Below are 15,371 nucleotides of genomic sequence, written 5' to 3' on the forward strand. Positions count from 1 at the left end.
GTTGCATTTTCTAGCGATGAGCGACGTTTAACGAGCTAGCTATGTGGTTATATCTCTATTTTCCTATGCTGCAACTAGAGGGAATGACACAGCAAACGGTTTCCAGTGATTTTGTTACACCCGTTGTTATTATTGATGGCCGCAAAAACCAGATAGTGCAGCTGAATAATGCAGCGCAGCAGCGAGGTATAAAAATAGGAATGGGCCTTGGGACTGCTTGTGCATTGTGTACACAGCTTCATGTTTTGCCCTACGACGACCTCCTAGAAAGACAGCAGCTACTAGAAATTGCCAATATGCTGTATCAAGTAAGTGCAGATATTGTAATAGATGAGCCCAATGGCCTTGTGCTTAAAGTAGATTCTATGCTGTCGCTCTATCATGATCTACCAAGTTACTGGCAAATGATATCTCAACATTTAGCGCAACTTGGTATGAGTTACTATTATGGCACTGGTGAGTCCACAATAATGGCCAAGCTATTGGCGCGAGAGCATTGCAATGTGCTTGTGTTAACGCCGTGCCAAAAGCGTCATTACTTGGGGAAAATAGGACTAACACGTACAAGTCTAAACAGTCGGGTGGTTGAGCTGCTTGCTCGCACCGGAGTTAAAAACGTGGCGCAGTTAGAGCAGTTTGCACTCAGTGAGCTGGCCAAACGTTTTGATACTGAACTCGTACATTATGTAGGCTGCTTGTTTGGAAAGCTAAAGGAAACCCTTAACTATTACCAACCTGCGGAAACCTTTGAGCTTACAGCTCCTTTACTTTACGAAGTCGAAGTGATGGCTTGGCTAGAAAAGCCAATCGAGCATTTGCTATCGCGTTTAGCCTTGTTCCTACAGCAACGTAACTTGGTAACTCGAACGCTTTATTTTACCTTAGCACTTCGAGATAAAGAGGCTTTAGAGATCACATTAAACAGCGCGGAGCCTGAATATAAGGCGGCAAATTGGCTGCGCTTGCTAAACCTCAAGCTAGAATCCATAACCTTAGATGCACCTGTACAAAGTGTTTCACTCAAAGCTGATGTTTTAGAGACGCAGCATGCCACAATAAAAGATCTCTTCTCAACGCAGCAAAGTGCGATGTCAGCGCAAGGGCTGCGCGCTATTCTATGTGCTAAGCTCGGTGAGCAAGCTGTGCAAGGTTTACAGCTTACAGGCGATCCTCGTCCTGAAAAAGCCAGTACTTATAGTCGCGAGCCACACTTCACGACACTCGAGAGCAAATTAAGACCCACCATTTTATTTCTGAAGCCACAGCCGTTATGTGAAAGAGTCAATATTATTTCTGGTCCAGAGCGTATCGCTTCGGGGTGGTGGGATGGTGAGCCAGTCCTGCGAGACTATTTTATTGTACAAAATGAACAAGCACAGCGGTTATGGGTATTTCGAGAGCAAAATAACCATTGGTATATTCATGGAGTATTTAGTTAATGTCTTATGCCGAACTTTTTTGTCAGAGCAATTTTTCCTTTTTGACAGGCGCATCACGACCAGAGGAATTAGTCAAACAGGCTGATTTTTTAGGCTATAGTGCAATAGCCATTACTGACGAATGTTCTTTGGCTGGAATTGTACGTGCCCATGCTTACATTCGTGATCATAAGCTTAAGATAAAACTGATAGTTGGGAGCTTGCTCAAGTACAATAATATTGAACTGGTTGCACTTTGTCCTTGCCAGCTTGCTTATACAGAGCTTTGCCGAGTAATAAGCAATGCCCGTCAGCGAACCGAGAAAGGGCATTATCAGCTCTGCGAGTGGGATATCATGTCGCTTAAGCATGTTTTGTTATTGTGGTTGCCAAAAGGTAACTGTCAAGATGTCCAATCATTGCAGTGGCTGTGTAAATATCATCAAAATAGAATATGGATTGGCTATCGACGTAACTTGAGTGTAGAAGATGTACATTACTTTACCCACTGTGTAAAGCTGTCAAAAGCTTACCAAATGCCTGTTTGCGCTGTTGGTGGGGTGCTTATGCACTGTTCATCTAGACTTGCGCTACAACACACACTGACAGCCATTCGACAGAATCGTGTGATAAGTGAGATCCCTGAGAAAATGATTAGCAATAGCGAGTCGGCACTTAGATCTATCTCTAAGCTTAATAAGTTGTTTTCACCTACCTTTCTTGAAGAAAGTAACAATATCGCGAAGCGATGTGTATTTAATTTAGACTCATTGCATTATCAATATCCTCAGGAGTTAGTGCCTAAAGGCTTTACTCCAATGGCTTATTTACGCGCGTTGGTCGAAAAGGGTAAACAAGTTCGCTTTTCTGATGGCGTGCCGCCAGATATAGAAGCCATTATTGATAAAGAGCTCTCGCTTATCGAAGCGCTTGATTATCCGTTTTTCTTTATCACTATTCATGACATTGTGATGTATGCAAAACAGCATCAAATCTTATATCAAGGGCGAGGCTCAGCCGCTAATTCCGTGGTCTGCTACTGCTTAGAGATAACCGCGGTTGACCCTCGACAAGTGGGCGTATTGTTCGAGCGTTTTATTAGTAAAGAGCGTAATGAGCCTCCCGATATAGATGTGGATTTTGAACACCAACGTCGTGAAGAGGTGATCCAATATATCTACAAAAAATATGGCCGTAAACGCGCAGCATTAGCAGCAACGGTGATCACGTACCGTTTAAAAAGTGCCATGCGTGATGTTGGCAAAGCCTTGGGCATTGAAATGGCGCAAATAGAGTACTTTATTAAGCATCTCAATCGCCGTGACAAAGGACTTAACTGGCAGGCCCAATTAGTGGAGTTAGGGCTAGAGCCAAACTCATTAAAAGGTCGGCACTTTATTCAGTTGGTTAATGACATTATGGGGTTTCCAAGGCATTTGTCGCAGCATGTTGGTGGTTTTGTTATCTCAGAAAGTCCATTACATGAATTAGTGCCCGTAGAAAATGCAGCCATGCCAGAGCGCACCATTATTCAATGGGATAAAGATGACCTTGAAACCCTCAAGTTACTCAAAGTCGATATTTTGGCCTTGGGTATGCTAAGCGCTATTCGTAAGTGTTTTGGCTATATTGCAGCACATACGAAGCGAAGCCTAGATCTTGCCCAATTGACTCGTATGCAAGACGACCCTTTGGTCTATCAGATGTTGCAAAAAGGGGATAGTGTTGGCGTGTTTCAAGTAGAGTCACGCGCGCAAATGAGTATGCTGCCTAGGCTAAAGCCTGCTTGCTATTATGACTTAGTGATCCAAATAGCAATTGTACGTCCAGGCCCTATTCAAGGGGATATGGTGCATCCATTTTTAAAGCGACGGGATGGTGAAGAGCAAGTAGCCTATCCATCCGAAGCGGTTAAATCGGTACTAGAGAGGACCATGGGGGTTCCCATCTTCCAAGAACAAGTGATAAAACTGGCTATGGTTGCAGCTGGGTTCACTGGAGGGGAAGCCGATAGCCTTCGCCGAGCCATGGCGTCATGGAAGAAAACCGGAGAGCTGATGCAGTTTAAAGAAAAGCTCATTCGAGGCATGCTGGAGCGGGGCTATGAAGCACAGTTTGCTGAGCGAATTTTTGAGCAGATCTGTGGCTTTGGTGAATATGGTTTTCCTGAAAGCCACTCAGCTTCTTTTGCAGTACTAGCTTATGCCTCAGCGTGGTTGAAGTATTATTATCCTGCAATGTTTTATACCGCTCTACTCAATTGTTTACCAATGGGGTTTTATTCGGCTTCACAGCTGTTGCAAGATGCATCAAGGCATAAGGTTAGCATTTTACCTATCTGTGTTAACCAGTCCGATTACGAACATCAAGTCGTACATGAGCCAAGAAAAGCAACGTTTGCGATCCGGTTAGGGCTTCGGCTGATAAAGGGATTAAGTGAAGAAGAAGCACTGCAATTATTACAATGTAGACCTCAAGAGGGGTTTGGTAAAATCGTGCAGTTACAACAAGTTGGTATTACCAATAGCACTATTGAAAAGCTGATTTCCGCGGATGCTTTACATCACTTTGTAGATAGCCGTTATGCTGCTAGGTGGTCACTTGCAGATCAAAGTAAAACCTTGCCACTATTCAGCGATATTGAAGAGAAAGAGTCGCAATATAGTCACTTTAGCGCCACAGAGTTTGAAAACTTACAGGAAGATTACAATAGCACTAAGGTTTCTTTACGCACTCACCCAATCAAGCAGCTCGAGCAAGCCAAGCTTATATACCGAACGGTTAAGGCCAATGAACTGCTTTATCGACCGCATAAATCGTTAGTAACAGTGATAGGACTAGTGACAGGAAAACAAGCCCCGGGTACTGCAAAAGGCGTGACCTTTTTTACTTTGGAAGACGAAACAGGCAACATCAATGTAATTGTGTGGTCTGGTACTGCTCGAGCACAAAAGCAAGCCTATATGGGCGCACAGCTATTAGAAATAAAAGGTATAGTAGAGAAAGAGGGTGAAGTGGTACATGTTATTGCTGGTAAGTTAATCGATAGAAGTGAGTTACTAGAAGCAATGAAAATTAAGGCTCGCGCTTTCTATTAGCTGGTTTTTAGTGGTTTTTTGTGGCTTAAGACAGAAGTGTTTGGCTTTTTGTAAATGCGTTCTATACATGCGTATAAAGTTAAATGCCTCAATGAAGAGGCATTGTCATTTCTTCACCTTAGCCTTGGATCAGCTTCATCACGGCCGCTATAAAGCCTTCTTGCTTAATTATTTGGTACTTTTGGCACGTGTCTGGGTTTTTCAAATCGTGGCATAGGTATAGTGTATTACGCTCAAGCGCTGGCTTTGGGTGCAAATTTGAGTCAAATAGCACCGGATCAATACCAGGAAGGCCAGACCAATACACGCTACTGGCCACAAGACCTAATTTTTCATAAGTAATCAGTTGTGGTTTTGGCAAGACAACAAATAGTATTCCAATGACTGCAAGTGCTATCCACTTACCTTTTCCTTTAGATTTTTCGTCGCCAGTGCTTGATTGGGTTTGAGAGGCTGTGGCTTGCTGTGCTTGTGCGGTTTGCTGAGCCTTCATCGCTGCAATTTGTTGTGGCGATGGTCGACGGTTTTTTGTTGTACTAGTGCGTTTCTTTTGATTGGACTGTACTTGACCTAAAAGCGATTGTTTTTTTGATGGTTTTGCCATGCTTTAAGTAGCCTTTTAGTTGCAGGTCTCTATAATGCTTCTATGCTAAGTATAATAGCTTATTTTTACACTACAGCCTACGGGAAAGGACTATGGATCAAAATATCTCTATTTTAATCGTCGATGATGTAGGGACAGTTCGCAGCTTTTTGCATCAAACCTTAATGCACTTAGGTATTGATCATGTAAGAGAAGCCTCCACTGCAACGCAGTGCGTAAAGTCATGTGAAGAGCAACATTTTGATATTGTCTTTTTAGATATTGAGCTGCCCGATGGTGATGGTAAAGAGTTAATTGCAACCCTGAATGAAATAAACCCGAATATTAATGTCGTTATGGTATCGGCACACTCAACGGTAGACAATGTCAAGGATGCTATTGAGCGCGGGGCCAAAGGTTTTGTTGTTAAGCCATTTTCACCAAAGAAAATTGCAGCAATGCTGAAGAAATTTTACCCAGATTTAGAGTTGGTGTAAAACTACACTGATTTTATCCTTTGATACCAAGGCGTATAAATTACAGACATAAAAAAACCGACATAATGTCGGTTTTTTCAATCCAGCAACAAATTAAAGTGCTTTGATCTTAGCAACTAAACGGCTCTTATGACGAGCAGCTTTGTTTTTGTGGATTAGACCTTTAGTTGCGTAACGGTCTAGGATAGGTGCAGCAACAGCGAATGCTTGAGTTGCAGCTTCTTTATCACCAGCTTCAATTGCAGCGATTACTTTTTTGAAGTATGTACGCATCATTGAACGACGGCTTGCGTTGTGCTTACGACGCTTTTCGCTAGTGATAGCGCGTTTTTTTGCAGACTTGATGTTAGCCAAGGTTTGCTCCTAACAATCTTAAAATAAGCTTAATTTAAAGGCCGAGGAATATGCCTGTTTTAATCGCAAAAGTCAATATAAATTAACAAGCGCGGCCTAATGTTCAACACCCAAGACTCGACTTGGGCTATTCTCAATTCTTAACCTGTACAAATCAAAACGTTGCTATGCGACATTTTTACTTTTATAGCAGGCAAGTAAACCCGTAATATCCCAAGTTGCACTAATAATTTGAAAAGCGTAGCTTCACAAAGTGCCTTGAAAATCTCAGGTCTGAACCAAAGTAAACAGTCAAATTTCACAAGGTGAAACAGGCCTACCAAGGTTAATGGCGCGTATTGTATCAAAGCTGACAGGGCACGCCTAGTGCTAAATGCACAACGACTGTGGCATAATCTGCCGCGATTCACTGAATTTAGGAGTTAAGGTGGCAAAAGGGTTATTTAAATCGGGTATGATTGTCAGTGCCATGACTATGATTTCGCGGGTTCTGGGGCTAGTTCGAGATGCAGTCGTGGCAAACCTATTGGGCGCAGGTCTGGCCGCCGATGTCTTTTTATTCGCCAACCGGATCCCTAATTTTTTACGTAGGTTATTTGCAGAAGGCGCGTTTGCTCAGGCATTTGTTCCTGTACTTTCAGAAATTAAAGAAAAGCATGGTGATGATAGGGTAAGGTTATTCGTTGCACAAGCTGCCGGGACACTCGGGACCATACTGCTTATTGTTACTATTTTAGGGGTGATAGGCTCGCCGGTGATCGCCGCATTATTTGGCACAAGCTGGTTTCTTGACTGGTGGCAAGGCGGTGCAGATGCCGAAAAATTTGTGCTTGCAAGCGCACTATTAAAGCTTACCTTTCCTTACTTATTTTTTGTTTCGTTAGTTGCACTTAGCGGGGCAGTACTGAATGTTTATAATCGCTTTGCCGCAGCGGCCTTTACGCCAGTTTTACTCAACGTGTCGATTATTGGCTGCGCTATTTTTCTCCATGATAAATTTGCACAAGGTGCGTACGCATTAGCACTCGGTGTATTTATTGGTGGTGTTGTTCAACTATTATTCCAGATCCCATTTTTGTTGCGCTTAAAAGTCTTGAGTCGCCCTCAATTTGCATGGCGAAGCCCTGAAGTAACCAAAGTTAGAACATTAATGATCCCTGCATTATTTGGTGTTTCTGTTAGCCAAATTAACTTACTACTGGATACCGTCATTGCCTCTTTTCTCGTGACGGGATCGATTGCCTGGCTTTATTATTCAGACAGATTAATTGAATTTCCACTCGGCCTATTTGGTATCGGTATTGCGACCGTGATACTGCCTGCACTTTCTAAATTACACGCAGGAGAAAAAAGTGAAGACTTTCAGAAAACACTAGATTGGGGGGTGCGTTTTGTCATCTTCTTGGGGTTACCAGCGATGTTGGGACTGATGGTGATAAGTCCACTGATCATTTCAGTATTATTTGGCCATGGTGAGTTTGTTTCTCAAAATGCAGACAATATACATAAGGTAAGCTTAGGGGTAGCGGCATATTCTGTTGGCTTATTAAGCTTTATGTTAATTAAAGTATTGGCGCCGGGATTTTACGCTAGACAAGATACCAAAACGCCAGTTCGTATTGGCATTATTACCATGGCACTCAATATGGTCTTCAATCTTATCTTAGCGCCTTTTATTGGTTATCTGGGCCTTGCATTGGCAACTTCATTATCAGCGTCTTGTAATGCGTTTTTACTTTATCGTCAGCTGTCACATCAAGGTGTTTATCAGTTAAGCGCATTTTCTCTTGGTTTTACTGCCAAATGTTTTGTTTCAGCGGTTGCGATGGCTGCATGCGTATACTTTCTTGGCGCACGCTTTGATTGGCTAGAGTGGGGGCTAATGGAACAGGTACTACTACTTTGCGGATTATTAGTGACCGCAATGGTGAGCTATTTCAGTTTACTATTTATACTAGGGGTAAGATTCAGCACAATCCGAGATGCTTGATTCGCATTTTTAAGCAACTTGGGTATAATCGGGCTCTTTGATATTTGCTGCACAAAGGCACGGCACTATGCAACTAATCCGAGGGATCCATAATATTCGACCACATCATTTTGGTTGTGTGTTGACGATTGGAAACTTTGACGGGGTTCATCTTGGACATGTAGAGGTTTTGAAGGGGCTGATTAGCGACGCAAAACACTATCAACTTCCAAGCACAGTGATGTTATTTGAGCCGCAGCCCTTGGAGTTTTTCACCAAAGATAAAGCACCGGCTAGGCTGACGCGATTACGTGATAAACTAGTCCTGTTGCAAGAGCTGGGTATAGAGCGAGTCATTTGCGTCAACTTTAATCGCAAATTTGCCTCGCAAGATGCAGAGCAATTTATCAAAGAAGTCCTAGTGACAAAGCTTGGAACTAAGGCACTCACGGTCGGCGATGACTTTCGTTTTGGCCGTGAACGTGCTGGTGATTTTGCAATGCTAAAACGAGTGGGCGAACCGCTAGGTATGCAAGTAAAAGACACGGCAAGTTTTCGCAAGCAAGATTGTCGTGTAAGTAGTACGTTGATCCGCACGGCACTTGCGGCTGGTGATTTACGTCAAGCACATGATATGTTGGGCCATACCTATGCCATTTCAGGCCGCGTTATTCACGGTTGGAAGAAAGGCAGAGAGCTTGGTTTCCATACTGCAAATATTGCGTTAAAACGTCAAGTGAGCCCTGTGCGCGGTGTGTATGCGGTCAAAGCGACTGTGAATCACAAAACACATTATGGCGTAGCGAATGTTGGCACTAAGCCAACCCTAAACGGAACGAAAGCCCTTTTAGAGGTGCATCTGTTTAATTTTAATGAGACCATCTACGGTCAGTTTATGAAAGTGGAGCTAATTGAAAAGCTTCGCGATGAGCAAAAATTCGAAACATTGTCGCAGTTAACAGAACAAATCAGTCGTGATGTTAGCAATGCAAAACAGTGTTTTTCTTTAACGTAGCCGATACGGAAAGTAGGATAAATGAGCGACTACAAACATACTTTAAATCTACCGGAAACTGAGTTTCCGATGCGTGGTAATTTGGCGCAACGCGAACCAAAGATGCTGAAAAAATGGTATGAAGAAGACTTATACGGTCAAATTCGCATTGCGAAAAAAGGTAAAAAGCCATTTATTTTGCATGACGGCCCTCCGTATGCAAATGGTGATATTCACCTAGGTCACTCAGTAAACAAAATCCTTAAAGATATTATTATTAAGTCAAAAACACTGTCTGATTTTGATGCGCCTTATGTGCCTGGTTGGGACTGCCATGGTCTACCAATTGAGTTACAAGTGGAAAAGAAAGTCGGCAAACCAGGTAAGAAAGTATCGGCTGCTGAATTCCGTGAAAAATGCCGCGACTATGCTAAAAAGCAAGTAGATGGCCAAAAAACAGATTTCAAACGCCTTGGTGTGTTAGGTGACTGGGACAAGCCGTACCTAACCATGAACTTTGATTTTGAAGCCAATGCTATTCGTGTACTTGGCCGTATTATCAAAAATGGCCACCTACACAAAGGTGCAAAGCCAGTTCACTGGTGTACGGATTGTGGTTCAGCACTTGCGGAAGCGGAAGTTGAATACCAAGACAAACAGTCGCCTGCAATCGACGTAAAATTTGTGTTTGCTGATCAAGCGGCAATTATCGGTGCGTTTGGCTTGGCTGAAGGCCACGAAGGCAAAGGCGAAGTAAGTACCGCGATTTGGACGACAACGCCTTGGACATTACCTGCAAACCGCGCTGTGGCAGTACACGGCGCGCTAGAGTATGCACTGGTACAAATTGAAGATGAAGGTCAAGAGCAGCGTATTGTGCTTGGTTCTGAATTAGTAAAAGACGCTGTTGATCGTTTTGGATTCAAGCACTTCCACGTACTAGGTTACGCGAAAGGCGCTGCGCTTGAGAATCTGCGCGTTGCACACCCATTCTTAGATTTCGATGTGCCTGTTATTTTAGGTGAGCACGTAACAACAGACTCAGGTACTGGTATCGTTCACACAGCACCTGGTCACGGTCAAGAAGACTTTGCAGCGGGTCAGGCTTACGGTCTAGAAGTGGCAAACCCGGTTGGTGCAAATGGTGTATATCTACCAGATACGCCGATTTTTGCAGGTCAGCACGTATTTAAAGCAAATGACAGCATCATTGAGCTATTAACAGAGAAAGGCGTGTTGTTCCGCCATAAGGCACTAACGCATAGTTATCCACATTGCTGGCGCCACAAAACTCCGATTATTTTCCGTGCGACGCCACAATGGTTTGTCAGCATGGATCAGGCTAACCTACGCGCTGATTCATTGAATGAAATCAAAAAGACAGAATGGTTACCAGAGTGGGGTGAAAGCCGCATCGCAAACATGGTTGAGGGTCGCCCAGATTGGTGTATTTCACGTCAGCGTACTTGGGGTGTACCAATCGCATTATTTGTAGATAAAGATACTGGTAGCTTACACCCTGAAACTGAAACCTTAATTGAAGCCGTTGCTAAATTAGTGGAAGAAAAGGGTATTCAGGCGTGGTACGACTTAGAGCCTAGCGCGCTATTAAGTGAAGCTGATGCGCAACAATACGTAAAAGTACAAGATACACTAGACGTATGGTTTGATTCAGGTGTAACGCATGCTTGTGTTGTTGATGCACGCGAAGATTTAACAGGTCCTGCAGATCTTTACCTTGAAGGGTCGGATCAGCACCGTGGTTGGTTTATGTCGTCAATGATGACTTCAGTTGCTATCAATGGTCATGCACCTTATAAGCAAGTGTTGACTCACGGCTTCACGGTCGATGAAAAAGGTCACAAGATGTCTAAGTCATTAGGCAACGTGATTTCGCCGCAAGACATCATGAACAAACTAGGTGCAGATATTTTACGTTTATGGGTCGCTTCTACTGATTATTCGGCCGAAATGACCGTGTCTGACGAAATATTTAAGCGTTCAGCAGACCGTTATCGTCGTATTCGTAATACAAGTCGTTACCTCCTTGCGAATCTAAGCGGCTTTGATCCAAAAACGGACTTAGTAGCAATTGAAGATATGGTTGAGCTAGATCGCTGGATTGTCGCGCGTGCCGCGCAGCTACAAACTGAGATCAAAACAGCGTACGACAAGTATCAAATGCTTCAAGTAACACAAAAGCTGATGAATTTCTGTACTGGTGAATTGGGCTCGTTCTACCTAGACGTCATCAAAGACCGTCAGTACACCGCGAAAAGTGATAGCCATGCGCGTCGTTCTTGCCAATCAGCGCTTTATCATATCGCCGAAGCGATGACACGTTGGATGGCACCTATCATGAGCTTTACTGCACAAGAAATCTGGGAAGTATTACCAGGTGAGCGCGGCCAGTTTGTATTCACGGATACTTGGTATGATGCAATTGAAGGGGCGACAGAAGGCTCGTTGAATAACGAGTACTGGCAAAACCTACTGGCAGTGCGTGATGAAGTAAACCGCGTGCTTGAAAATGCACGTAAAGAAGAAGTGATCGGTGCGACGCTACAGGCTGAAGTAACGTTATACACTGGCGGAGACTTAGCTGAGCAGCTCAATGCCATTGGTGATGAATTACGCTTTGTTTTACTGACTTCGAAAGCAACGGTAGCAGTAGTAAACAGCAAGCCAGAAAATGCAATTTCGACAGAAATTGATGGTTTGTTCATTAGTGTTGCGGCAACATCAGCTAAAAAATGTGATCGTTGTTGGCACTATACTGACGACGTAGGTACGGATGAGCAACATGCAGACATCTGTGGTCGTTGCATTAGTAACGTTGAAGGTGACGGCGAGCAGCGTCAATTCGCCTAGGAGTAAAACGTGACACAAACTACACAGAAAAGTGGTCTGGTGTGGTTGTGGCTTAGTCTACTGCTTTTTGCAGTAGACTACTTCACCAAAGCACTGGTTATGGCTGAAATGGAACTCTATGAGTCCATTGATATTTTGCCTATATTCAATCTCACCTACATGCATAACTATGGTGCGGCTTTTAGCTTTTTAAGTGAAGCAGGTGGCTGGCAACGTTACTTTTTAAGTGGCATCGCTGTTGCCATTAGCACTTTACTGATTTTTTGGCTACGTAAATTGCCAGCATCAAATTGGAAATTGGGATTGGCCTATGCGTTGGTATTAGGTGGTGCTGTAGGGAATTTATACGACCGTATCATTCATGGTTATGTGATTGACTTCCTGCATTTCTATTATCAAGATTGGCACTATCCAGCGTTTAATGTCGCAGACATGGCCATTGTCGGCGGTGCTGCCCTTTTAATTTTCGATGCCTTTACCAGTGGCGATAAACCACAGGAGAACAATGCGTGAGTGAGCAACTAATTGGAGCAAAATCTGAAGTCTTGTTCCATTTTTCAATCAAGTTATCAGACGGTTCAGCAGCAGATTCCACCAAAGTTCACAATAAACCCGCTAAGCTATTTATGGGTGATGGCAGCCTGACTGAAAATTTTGAAAAGTGTTTGCTTGGATTAAAAGCGGGCGATGAGAAATCTTTTGAGCTAGAGCCAGAAGATGCGTTTGGGCAACCAAATCCTGACAACATCTACTATGTTGATAGAAGCAAGTTTGGCGCAGAAACCCCCGCTGAAGTAGGCAGCATCATTGCATTTACGCAACCTGATGGTACGGACTTACCTGGATTGATCCGCGAAGTGGCCGGAGACTCGGTGACTGTCGATTTCAATCATCCGCTTGCAGGCCAAAAAGTAACGTTTGAAGTTGAAATTCTTGAGGTAAATAACTAATGGATATCTTGCTGGCAAACCCGAGAGGATTCTGTGCGGGTGTAGATAGAGCGATCAGTATTGTTGAGCGTGCGCTCGACATTTTCGAAGCGCCAATTTACGTTCGCCATGAAGTCGTTCATAACAAATATGTTGTTGATGGTCTGAAGTCTCGTGGTGCGGTATTCGTTGAAGAGTTAAATGAGGTACCAGACGACAGTATTGTTATTTTCAGCGCGCATGGTGTTTCTCAGCAAGTGCGTAATGAAGCGAAGCGCCGAGAGTTAAAAGTTTTCGATGCGACTTGTCCGTTAGTGACAAAGGTGCATATGGAAGTGACGCGTGCTAGTCGTAGAGGTACTGAGTGTATTTTGATTGGGCACCACGGCCACCCTGAAGTTGAGGGGACTATGGGCCAGTATGACAATCCGAACGGTGGTATTTATCTTGTTGAAAAACCAGAGGATGTAGCAACACTCGAAGTTAAAAATGCTGACAATGTGTTCTATTGTAGTCAAACGACGTTATCGGTAGATGACACTGCGGATGTAATTGATGCACTGCGTAGCAAGTTTCCGAATATCAGTGGTCCACGAAAAGATGATATCTGTTATGCCACGCAAAACCGTCAAGATGCGGTTCGCGACTTAGCGGATAAAGTGGAGTTACTGCTTGTAGTCGGTGCCAAAAATAGTTCTAACTCTAACCGCTTAAGAGAACTTGCGGATAAAATGGGAACTAAGGCATTTCTCATCGATGATGCCTCTTCCATCGAAGAAACTTGGTTTGATGGCGTTGCTAAGGTTGGTGTAACTGCCGGCGCATCTGCACCTGAAGTGCTGGTTCAACAGGTTATCTCTCGACTTAAAGAGCTTGGTGGGGAAACGGTAGTTGAGAACCCTGGACAAGAAGAAAATGTCGTGTTTGCCGTACCTGTAGAACTCAGATAAGAGAGCTAGCACGATGACACCGCGTATCAGGTTGTTGTCTGCACTATTGAGTGAGCGAGGTGTGCTAGCATTGCTAGTTGCCTCGCAAATCCTGGCCTTTTTATATACGCTGATTTCCGCGACAGCGTTTTGGCAATCCCTTGGGTTAACTAGCTTATTTATTCATTTTACTGCCTTTTTATCACTTGCCGTGATAGCGATTGTTCGCCACGCTGTTGAGAAGCGCTCAGATCTCGTTGAAGCTGGTATTCTCATTTTCGTCTTCGTGTTTTGTACTGTTGTCACTAGTACGGCTTTCCCCTATGGGTTTACACTGCTCGGTTGGATTGATGAAGCACAAATTGAATTGAGCTTATGGCGTAACATCGCAATATGTATTTGTATTATCACGCTTTTCGCGCATTTCTTAGCTATCTTTACCGACAATATTCGTAAGGTGAAAGCGCTATCCCAGGCGGAGCTTGAAGCGTTACATGCGAGAATTCGCCCACACTTTTTATATAATTCACTCAATACCGTGGCCGAATTGACTCATATCGACCCAAATGCTGCAGAAAAGTCAGCATTAGCACTTGCCGATTTATCCCGCGCTGCGATGTCTACACAAAATATTGTTCCGCTGGGAAGTGAAATATCTTTATGCAAAGCGTATTTAGCACTTGAGCAGTGGCGCTTCGCAGAGCGTTTGAGGGTTGAATGGGTGTTAGAAAATGTCTTGGAAAATACACTGATCCCTGCCTTGATATTACAGCCATTGGTAGAGAATGCGGTGAGTCATGGGGTAGAGCCAAACCCAAACGGAGCGGATATTCGAATTCATATCCACTGTAGTCACCACACGTTAACGGTGGTAATTTTTAACAGCTACGACGCCAAATTAAAGCCGACGCACCAAGGGCATGGCATTGGGATAAGTAACATCAGACGTCGCTTGGCTTTACACTACAATCAACCCATTGATTTTAAAACCGAAGCCAGTCAAGATAGCTATACCGTCAGTTTTTCTCTACCGCTATGAAAAAAACATTAATATCTTACCTAATTGTGGATGATGAGCCACTGGCAAGAGCTCGTGTTAAACGATTAATGCAAAAGCATATCGGCTTTCGCTGTATCGGTGAAGTTGATTGCGCAGGTAGTGTGGAAGCGCTACTAAACCAAGAGTCTGTGCAGCTTATTTTTCTTGATATTTCGATGCCAGGTCAGTCAGGTGTTGAGTTTGCAAGTCACTTGCGTGAGCAATTCCCTAGGATGAAAATCGTGTTTCTAACGGCGCATCCGGAATATGCGTTAGAAGCATTTGAACTGCACGCCAATGGCTATCTCGTGAAGCCGCTAGATAGTGATAAGCTTGATGCTTTATTGACTACTATCTTTCCGAGTATGGAGACGCTCAGTTATTACGTTGGCAGTGAGTTGCGTCACATTCAGGTATCAGATGTTATTGTTGCCGAGGCGGATGAAAAATACACGCGAGTAACATTGAGTTCGGGCCTTCAAGCGCTCATTGACATGTCACTCAAGTCACTTTTAGATAAGTTTCCGACACATTTTATTCAAATCCATCGCCGCACGCTAGTTAAGCGAACAAACATCTCTGCTTTGGAATTACATGAACAAAAGCACTATGTTTGTCTCAAGTCACTTCCCAATCGCTATGAAGTGAGCCGTAGAGCTTACACCCAGCTAAAAGCATTGTTTTGAGTGT

General features: G+C 43.7%; 13 protein-coding genes. 11 read left to right on the forward strand and 2 right to left on the reverse strand.

Going from position 1 to position 15,371, the window contains the following annotated elements; genetic code table 11:
* The first annotated feature begins 41 nt into the window (after positions 1-41).
* Both B1L02_RS04760 and B1L02_RS04765 read left to right on the forward strand, forming a co-directional pair.
* Complete coding sequence (locus B1L02_RS04760) at positions 42-1,439, forward strand: Y-family DNA polymerase (protein ID WP_088530127.1); 1,398 nt, start codon at positions 42-44, stop codon at positions 1,437-1,439.
* A complete protein-coding gene (locus B1L02_RS04765) occupies positions 1,439-4,516 on the forward strand; it encodes an error-prone DNA polymerase (protein ID WP_088530128.1) in 3,078 nt (1,025 codons plus the stop codon). Before B1L02_RS04760 ends, B1L02_RS04765 begins: the two co-directional genes overlap by 1 nt.
* Positions 4,517-4,634: 118 nt before the next feature.
* On the opposite strand, the gene B1L02_RS04770 is transcribed toward B1L02_RS04765, so the two are convergent.
* Positions 4,635-5,120: a hypothetical protein gene (locus B1L02_RS04770; protein WP_088530129.1), complete on the reverse strand. Its 486-nt coding sequence runs from the start codon at positions 5,118-5,120 to the stop codon at positions 4,635-4,637.
* 92 nt (positions 5,121-5,212) lie between these two features.
* Between B1L02_RS04770 and B1L02_RS04775 the strand changes: the two genes are divergently transcribed.
* Positions 5,213-5,596 carry a response regulator gene (locus B1L02_RS04775; protein WP_010370975.1) on the forward strand — a complete coding sequence of 128 codons (384 nt, stop codon included), beginning with the start codon at positions 5,213-5,215 and terminating at the stop codon, positions 5,594-5,596.
* A gap of 93 nt (positions 5,597-5,689) precedes the next feature.
* Here the strand turns inward: B1L02_RS04775 and rpsT are convergent, their stop codons facing one another.
* Positions 5,690-5,950 (reverse strand): 30S ribosomal protein S20, encoded by a 261-nt coding sequence (gene rpsT / locus B1L02_RS04780; RefSeq protein WP_010370978.1) that lies wholly within the window; start codon positions 5,948-5,950, stop codon positions 5,690-5,692.
* 427 nt (positions 5,951-6,377) lie between these two features.
* Here rpsT and murJ point away from each other — a divergent pair, with 427 nt between their 5' ends.
* The 8 genes from murJ to B1L02_RS04820 all read left to right on the forward strand — a co-directional run bounded on the left by murJ (position 6,378) and on the right by B1L02_RS04820 (position 15,367).
* Entirely contained in the window at positions 6,378-7,940 is a 1,563-nt protein-coding gene (gene murJ / locus B1L02_RS04785) for a murein biosynthesis integral membrane protein MurJ (RefSeq protein WP_088530130.1), read from the forward strand.
* A gap of 67 nt (positions 7,941-8,007) precedes the next feature.
* Entirely contained in the window at positions 8,008-8,934 is a 927-nt protein-coding gene (ribF, locus tag B1L02_RS04790; RefSeq protein ID WP_088530131.1) for a bifunctional riboflavin kinase/FAD synthetase, read from the forward strand.
* A gap of 21 nt (positions 8,935-8,955) precedes the next feature.
* Positions 8,956-11,784 (forward strand): isoleucine--tRNA ligase, encoded by a 2,829-nt coding sequence (gene ileS / locus B1L02_RS04795; protein ID WP_088530132.1) that lies wholly within the window; start codon positions 8,956-8,958, stop codon positions 11,782-11,784.
* A 9-nt stretch (positions 11,785-11,793) separates the two neighbouring features.
* Positions 11,794-12,297 carry a signal peptidase II gene (lspA, locus tag B1L02_RS04800; protein WP_088530133.1) on the forward strand — a complete coding sequence of 168 codons (504 nt, stop codon included), beginning with the start codon at positions 11,794-11,796 and terminating at the stop codon, positions 12,295-12,297.
* Complete coding sequence (gene fkpB / locus B1L02_RS04805) at positions 12,294-12,734, forward strand: FKBP-type peptidyl-prolyl cis-trans isomerase (protein WP_088530134.1); 441 nt, start codon at positions 12,294-12,296, stop codon at positions 12,732-12,734. Before lspA ends, fkpB begins: the two co-directional genes overlap by 4 nt.
* A complete protein-coding gene (gene ispH / locus B1L02_RS04810; RefSeq protein ID WP_088530135.1) occupies positions 12,734-13,663 on the forward strand; it encodes a 4-hydroxy-3-methylbut-2-enyl diphosphate reductase in 930 nt (309 codons plus the stop codon). Before fkpB ends, ispH begins: the two co-directional genes overlap by 1 nt.
* A gap of 13 nt (positions 13,664-13,676) precedes the next feature.
* Complete coding sequence (locus B1L02_RS04815) at positions 13,677-14,681, forward strand: sensor histidine kinase (protein WP_088530136.1); 1,005 nt, start codon at positions 13,677-13,679, stop codon at positions 14,679-14,681.
* Positions 14,678-15,367 carry a LytR/AlgR family response regulator transcription factor gene (locus tag B1L02_RS04820; protein ID WP_088530137.1) on the forward strand — a complete coding sequence of 230 codons (690 nt, stop codon included), beginning with the start codon at positions 14,678-14,680 and terminating at the stop codon, positions 15,365-15,367. Before B1L02_RS04815 ends, B1L02_RS04820 begins: the two co-directional genes overlap by 4 nt.
* Positions 15,368-15,371: the final 4 nt, after the last annotated feature.

This window comes from Pseudoalteromonas piscicida, from assembly GCF_002208135.1.
In the GTDB taxonomy this organism is placed as follows: Bacteria; Pseudomonadota; Gammaproteobacteria; order Enterobacterales; family Alteromonadaceae; genus Pseudoalteromonas; species Pseudoalteromonas piscicida_A.

What these genes read in the sequence shown, in the direction of transcription:
- B1L02_RS04760 (WP_088530127.1), top strand. Translation starts at nt 42, where the DNA reads ATGTGGTTATATCTCTATTTTCCTATGCTGCAACTAGAGGGAATGACA.
- B1L02_RS04765 (WP_088530128.1), top strand. Translation starts at nt 1,439, where the DNA reads ATGTCTTATGCCGAACTTTTTTGTCAGAGCAATTTTTCCTTTTTGACA.
- B1L02_RS04770 (WP_088530129.1), bottom strand. Translation starts at nt 5,120, where the DNA reads ATGGCAAAACCATCAAAAAAACAATCGCTTTTAGGTCAAGTACAGTCC.
- B1L02_RS04775 (WP_010370975.1), top strand. Translation starts at nt 5,213, where the DNA reads ATGGATCAAAATATCTCTATTTTAATCGTCGATGATGTAGGGACAGTT.
- ribF (WP_088530131.1), top strand. Translation starts at nt 8,008, where the DNA reads ATGCAACTAATCCGAGGGATCCATAATATTCGACCACATCATTTTGGT.
- ileS (WP_088530132.1), top strand. Translation starts at nt 8,956, where the DNA reads ATGAGCGACTACAAACATACTTTAAATCTACCGGAAACTGAGTTTCCG.
- ispH (WP_088530135.1), top strand. Translation starts at nt 12,734, where the DNA reads ATGGATATCTTGCTGGCAAACCCGAGAGGATTCTGTGCGGGTGTAGAT.
- B1L02_RS04815 (WP_088530136.1), top strand. Translation starts at nt 13,677, where the DNA reads ATGACACCGCGTATCAGGTTGTTGTCTGCACTATTGAGTGAGCGAGGT.
- B1L02_RS04820 (WP_088530137.1), top strand. Translation starts at nt 14,678, where the DNA reads ATGAAAAAAACATTAATATCTTACCTAATTGTGGATGATGAGCCACTG.